This window comes from Phenylobacterium sp., from assembly GCF_037138395.1.
Taxonomy (GTDB): domain Bacteria; phylum Pseudomonadota; class Alphaproteobacteria; order Caulobacterales; family Caulobacteraceae; genus Phenylobacterium.
The window spans coordinates 1-6,311 of sequence record NZ_JBAXIM010000144.1; the positions used below are offsets into that span (position 1 = coordinate 1).

Here is a 6,311-nt window from a genome sequence, read left to right on the forward strand (position 1 = left end):
GACCACGACATGCTGCGCGGCCTGACGGCGGTCCAGTCCGTGGCAGGCGGCCGCGAGCCGGCGCCGTCGTCGCGATGGCGCGGCCGGTTCAAATCCGGCGAAGGTGATGAGCCGGTCGCGCGGCGGATGCCCAACTGGCGGCAATATCCCTATCCCTTCATCGACGGCCTGTTCGACGCGTCCCTATTTCCGGTCGCCGAGTGGCGCGAGGCCAGCCGTCAGGCCCTGGCGGTCCGCGACATCGGCCAGTGGTCGATGGACGGCGGCGATGCGGACGATCCGATGCTGATCGAGGAAATCCGCACCAAAGTCCTGCCGCGGCGGGGAATCCAGGCGCGTCCGGACGAGATTCTGATCACGGTCGGAGCCCAGCAGGCCCTGTCGCTCGTCAGTCAGATGCTGATCGACCGGACCCGCGTGGTGGCCATCGAAAATCCTGGCTATCCGGACATGCGTCGGCTGGCCAGGGACCGTGGCGCCCGGCTGGTCCAACAACCCGTCGACGACGAGGGACTGGTCGTCGACCGGCGGCTAGACGACTGCGATCTGGTCTATGTCACGCCCAGCCATCAGTTTCCCACCGGCGTGATGATGACGAAGGCCCGCCGCGAAGCGCTGCTCAAGAAGGCCGCGGCGCGCGACCTGGTCATCATCGAGGACGACTTCGACTGCGAGACCAACGACCTCGATGAGGCCTGTCCGGCCCTGCGCAGCCTGGATCGGGACGACCGCGTGATCTATGTCGCCGGCTTCTCCAAGGTGCTGGGACCGGGTCTGCGGCTCGGTTACATGGTCGCGTCGGCGGAGGTGATCGCCGAGGCCCGGCGGCTCCGCCATCTGTCCATCCGCCATCCACCGCTGAACAACCAGAGGGCGGCCGCCCACTTCCTGTCCATGGGCCACTACGACGCGACCATGATGCGGCTGGGCCGGCTGTTTCGCGAGCGCCGCACCGCTCTGCGCGACGCCCTGAACCACTATCTGCAACAGTCCGTCGCCATCGGGCCGCTACGCGGCGGGGCCACCTACTGGGTGCGGGGGCCGGACCATCTCGACGTCGAGGCGTTCGCGGCGGAGGCGGAGCGGCGCGGCGTGCTGATCGAACCGGTCGGCCCCTACTATGCCGACCGCAAGGCGCCCCGGAACGTCTTCCGACTGGGCGTGACCAGTCTGCCGACAGACCGCATCCGGCAGGGCGTGGCGGCCCTGGCCGACCTGATGCGGGATCTGCCGGGCACGGCGCGTGCCTTTCCAGAGACCGCCAGCGCCCGACTGTCGGGCGCGGCGCTTCAGGCGGCGATGTCGGGCGCGGTGCTGCTGTGCAAGACGGTCTACGGCGACCCCTGCACCATCGAGCTGCTGACGGACGGCCGGATGGTCGGCCGGGCCGGCTATGCCAACGAGGACTGCGACGAGGGGCGCTGGTGGGTCGAGGGCGACGTCTGGTGCAGGCAGTGGGTCCGGTGGTCCTACGGTGAGACCTCGCGTCTGGTGACAGCGATCGTCGGCGATCGCATCGGCTGGTTCGATGTGGGCGGTCGCCTGGTCGACACGGCCGTCATACGGCGATCGGACGCTGGCTGACTCTCTGGGGCCAGATTTCTTTTCCGGCGTGCGGGGCTTTCAATCTGGCCCCATCTGTTGCCGGGGACTGGCGCTATGTGACGGCCGCTAACGCAGTCACTCTCGGGGTTCAGGGCCACAGGGCCTGTCTTGAGATTTCCCATGCGCCCCATTGGTATCGCCGGCCTTCAACTGCAGCTTGGCAAAGGCGACAACAGCGACCGCATCGTCGCTGAAGTCGCGGCGGTGAAGGCCCGCCTTCCCTGGGTCGACATGGTGGTCCTCGGTGAACTGTGCCTATTCGGGGCCTCAACCGCCAACGCCCAGCCGCTGCCCGGCGAGGCCGAGGCGAAGATGTGCGAAGCGGCGCGCGCGGCGGGTGTATGGCTGGTGCCCGGTTCGCTGTTCGAGGCCGACGGCGGCCGCGTCTACAACACCGCGCCGGTGATTGACCCGACCGGTCAGGTCGTTGCCCGCTACCGCAAGATCTATCCCTTCCTGCCCTACGAGCAGGGCGTGGCTCCGGGAAGCGAGTTCGTGGTCTTCGACGTGCCCGGCGTCGGACGGTTCGGCATGTCGATCTGTTATGACATGTGGTTTCCGGAGACGACCCGGACCCTCGTCTGGATGGGCGCGGAGGTCATCATCCATCCGGGCATGACCAACACCATCGACCGCGAGGCGGAGCTGGCCATCGCCCGCGCCAGCGCGGTGACCAACCAGGTCTTCTTCGTCGACATCAACACCGCCGGGTCCCTCGGCGTCGGGCTGTCGGGGGTGTTCGGCCCCGGCGGCGAAGTCATTCACCAGGCGGGGGCGGGCCATGAGGTCATCGCCGTCGAACTCGATCTGGACCAGGTCACACGCGTGCGTGAGCGCGGCTGGCACGGGCTGGGACAGCCCCTGAAAAGCCTGCGCGACAATCCGATCGAATTTCCGCCCTACCGGGAGGGATTTGCCGCGTCGCCGACCTTCTCGGAACTGGGGCCGTTGCAGAAGCCGGGGTCTGAACGGCCTACGGCGCCAGGAGTGAGGACGATCAAGACGCAGGCGTAATGCAGGCGCGCGCGTCACGCGTCACGCCTCTGGCGGGAAATGGCGGCAGGTCTGTCTGAAACGAGGGGGGATTGAGGTGAACACGTCGAACCTGAAAGGTGCCGTATCGCTCGGCACGCTCGTCAAGAACAGCCGTCCCGCGGGGCAGGTGCGCCAGACCATCCCTGCGAACTCGGCCGGCGGCATGGACCCTGGAGGGTTGCTCTGATGCGTCTTTTCACGCTTGGCGCGGCCGTGCTGGCGGCGTCACTCTGCGCCGTCTCGCCGGCCCTGGCCGCCCCCGTCTTCGTTGATGATTTCCAGGATGGAAAGGCCGACGGCTGGGGGCAGACCGGGGCGAGCGACGTACGGCTGACATCCTACGGCGACAACATCTCGCTGCGCGTGACGGGTGGCGCGACGGCCATGACGTCGGTCTCGACCGCCGGTTTTGTCCAGCTGTCGGTCGCCGGATCCCTGGCGGCGATGGGGCTGGGGAAGGCCGACGCCTGTCTGGTCGAGGCCTCTGCCGACGACGGCGCGACCTGGCGGGAGGTTGTCGCGGTGCGCGATGGCGCCGACGACGGCGTGACCCTGACGCGGGCGGCGCTGGCGCTTCCGGACGCGTACGACACGTCAGAGGTTCTGATCCGGGTCCGGGCCGTCGGCGGCAAGCGTGTGGCCTGCTGGGCCGACGCGGTGACGGTGACCGGTGAACGCCGCGTCGAGGCCGCCGGTCCGCGATCCGCCCTGACGCTCGACAGCCTGACGACGGGACCGGGGCTCTCCGCGCCGGTCAGCCTCGCCGCCTTCGCGCCACCGCCGGGGGCCGTGGCGCCGCCAGGCCGGTCCGACCTGCGCCTGACCCTGACTCTGTCCGGCGCGACCCTGAACATGACGGTGGTTCACGACGACACCGGCGACACCCCTGCCGAGCTGGCGGCCCGGGTGACGTTACCGCCCTTCGATTTCGCGTTCCTCCGGGACGGGGCCGATCTGGTCCCGGTCCGGCGCGGCGTGATCGTCGGCGACCATCCCGCCTGGGACTGGGTCCTCGAACCTGGACGCGTCTGGCGCGAGGAGGGCGATCGCGGGTGGCTGCGGGCCGCGGTCCCGTTCGCCCTGCAGGAGCACAACGCCAACTGCCTGCACAACGGGGTGCTGACCTTCCTGTTCAAGCCCGATGGATCTGTGTCCCGGGTGGCGCTGGAGATCGCTTCGGAGACCTGCGCCTATCTGAAGTTCGACGCCTGGGCCACGGTCCCGGCGCGGCTGACGCCCGCTGCGATCCCGGACGGTGATGCGGTCATTGCGGCCTGGCGGGACCAGGTCGTCGCCCGACTGCCGGTCCGTCCCCTCGCCGAGCTGGCCCGGCTGCGGCCGGACGTGAACCTCGCGGCCTTCGCCCTGGGCGCCACGAAGGGTGGCGACCCGCCCACCGCCTTCGGCCTGGTCGTCGATGGCGTTCACTATGCGAGCGCCTGCCAGACCCGAAAAGGCGATTATCCCTTCTGCGACGTTCTGGGCCTGCCGTCCTACTCCACGGCCAAATCGATTGTCGGCGGCGTCGGTCTGATGCGGCTCGAGGCCTTGCACCCGGGCAGCGCCGGGGCGCTGATCGCGGATCACGTTCCGGCCTGCGCCAAAGGCGGCGACTGGGCCGCCGTGACTCTGGCCAACGCGCTGGACATGGCCACCGGCGTCTACGGCTCGACCGCCTTCGAGGCGGACGAGAACGCTCCCGCCGGCCAGGTCTTCTTCAACGTCGAAGACAGCGCCGCCAAGGCGGCCTACGCCTGCGGCCACTTCCACCGCCGCGCCGCACCCGGGACGACCTTCGTCTACCGTACCGCCGACACCTACCTGCTTGGAACGGCCATGTCCGATATCCTCCGGCGGTCGGGAGAGGGCGATCTCTATGATGATCTCGTGGCCCCGCTCTGGCGGTCGCTGAAGCTCAGCCCGACGATCATGGGAACCCGCCGCACCTACGATGCGGTGCGCCAGCCCTTCACCGGCTGGGGTCTCACCTACCATCGCGACGACATCCTGCGCATCGCAGGCTGGCTCCGGGACGGGGCCGTGATCGACGGCCGGCCGGTGCTCGACCCGGGTCTGCTGAAGGCGGCGCTGCAGCGTGATCCGGCCCATCCGGGCCTGCCCGCCAGCGGCCCGGCCTATCGCTACAAGGCCGGCTTCTGGGCGCGGGACATCAGCGGCCCGCTGGGCTGTTCCCGGCCGGTCTGGGCGCCGTTCATGTCGGGATACGGCGGCATCTCCGTCGTGCTGCTGCCGGGCGGCGTGACCTACTACTACTTCGGCGACAGCGGCGTCTTCGACTGGGCTCCGGCGGCCCTCGAAGCCGGCAGGATCAGGAATATGTGCTCATGACTGACGATGCCCTCTCCCCGCCGGTTTCGCGTCTTGGCCCGCGGAAGGTCCCGGAGGATAGTCTGGTGGCGAGCGTGCTGCTGTCCTTCCTGGCGACCGCCGGCCTGTTCTACGTGAACATCATGGCTGCCCTGGTCGATGGCCTGATCAGCGGAGTGGGCCTGACCGCCAGAGAAGCGGGGCTGGTGGCCTCGGCCAACGTCTATGGTGCCGCTGTCGGCGCCCTGACGGCGGTGTTCATTGTCCGCAGACTTCCTTGGCGACCGGTTGCCGTGACGGTGCTGCTCTGCCTGATCGCCATCGACCTGGCCTCGACCCTGTTGAAGGCGCCCGAGGTCCTGATCGCGGTAAGGTTCATCCACGGTCTGATCGGTGGCCTGCTGGTGGGCGTGGCCTTCGCGGTCATCGCCCGGACCCGAACGCCCGACCGGACCTTCGGCATGCTGCTTGTGGTTCAGTTCGGCCTCGGCGGCCTGGGGCTGATGTTCCTGCCCCGGCTGGTGCCGGTGTTCGGACCGGGGGTCCTATTCTTGGCCCTGGCGGCTTTCAGCCTGGCGACGCTGGCGATGGTCCCGTTTCTGGGGGCTTACAAGGCTTTGCCGAAGGCCGCTAACGACGGTCCCAAAGCGCCGACCCTCTGGATTCCCCTCATTCTGGTGTTCGCATCGATCTTTCTGTTCCAGGCCGCCAACATGGGCCTGGCAGCCTACATCATCGGTCTGGGCAAGGGCGCCGGGCTCGAGCTCAGGTTCATCACCGACACACTGGGCGTGGCCAACTGGATCGGCGCTCTCGGTTCGGTCCTGGTCGTCGTCATGGGGGTCAAGTTCGGTCGCTTCTGGCCGGTCGTGGCCGGCCTGGTCCTGACGCTCGGCGGCACCTGGGCGTTCCACTACAGCGAGCTGCCGTGGATCTACCTCCTCGCTAACATCGGCACGGCCATCACCTGGGCCTTCGTCATTCCCTATCTGCTCGGCATGAGCGCGGCGTTCGACAGGGCCGGGCAGATGGCCGCGCTGGCCGGCTTCTTCTCCAAGATGGGCCTTGCCTCCGGGCCGGCCATGGCCGCGTTCGTCACGGCCGGGGGACAGTACGGCGGCCTGATCAACATCTCGGTCCTGGGTCTCGCGCTCAGCGGCGTCGCGGCGGCTGCGCCCGCCCTGTTGCTCGACCGACAAGGCCCACCGGACTGAACCGCCCCGATATCCTGGCCTCCCGTTCGCCAGAATTCCCCGAATTGCCATCAGGAGGGTGCTGTCAGGCTAACCCTGGACCTTCTCCAGTTTGGCCCCCTACGGTGCGGCCAGACCAGGGCGGGGTCC

General features: G+C 68.7%; 4 protein-coding genes. All 4 read left to right on the forward strand.

What is annotated here, in order from left to right; genetic code table 11:
• On the forward strand, nt 1-1,584 hold a 1,584-nt coding region (locus tag WCJ52_RS10700), incomplete at its 5' end, for a PLP-dependent aminotransferase family protein (protein WP_336903297.1).
• A 141-nt stretch (nt 1,585-1,725) separates the two neighbouring features.
• Nucleotides 1,726-2,619, forward strand: coding sequence for a carbon-nitrogen hydrolase family protein (locus WCJ52_RS10705; RefSeq protein ID WP_336903298.1), 894 nt, complete (start codon nt 1,726-1,728; stop codon nt 2,617-2,619).
• A 207-nt stretch (nt 2,620-2,826) separates the two neighbouring features.
• Nucleotides 2,827-4,989, forward strand: a complete 2,163-nt coding sequence (locus tag WCJ52_RS10710; protein WP_336903299.1) for a hypothetical protein — start codon at nt 2,827-2,829, stop codon at nt 4,987-4,989.
• Nucleotides 4,986-6,182, forward strand: coding sequence for an MFS transporter (locus WCJ52_RS10715; RefSeq protein ID WP_336903300.1), 1,197 nt, complete (start codon nt 4,986-4,988; stop codon nt 6,180-6,182). Before WCJ52_RS10710 ends, WCJ52_RS10715 begins: the two co-directional genes overlap by 4 nt.
• Nucleotides 6,183-6,311 lie beyond the last annotated feature (129 nt).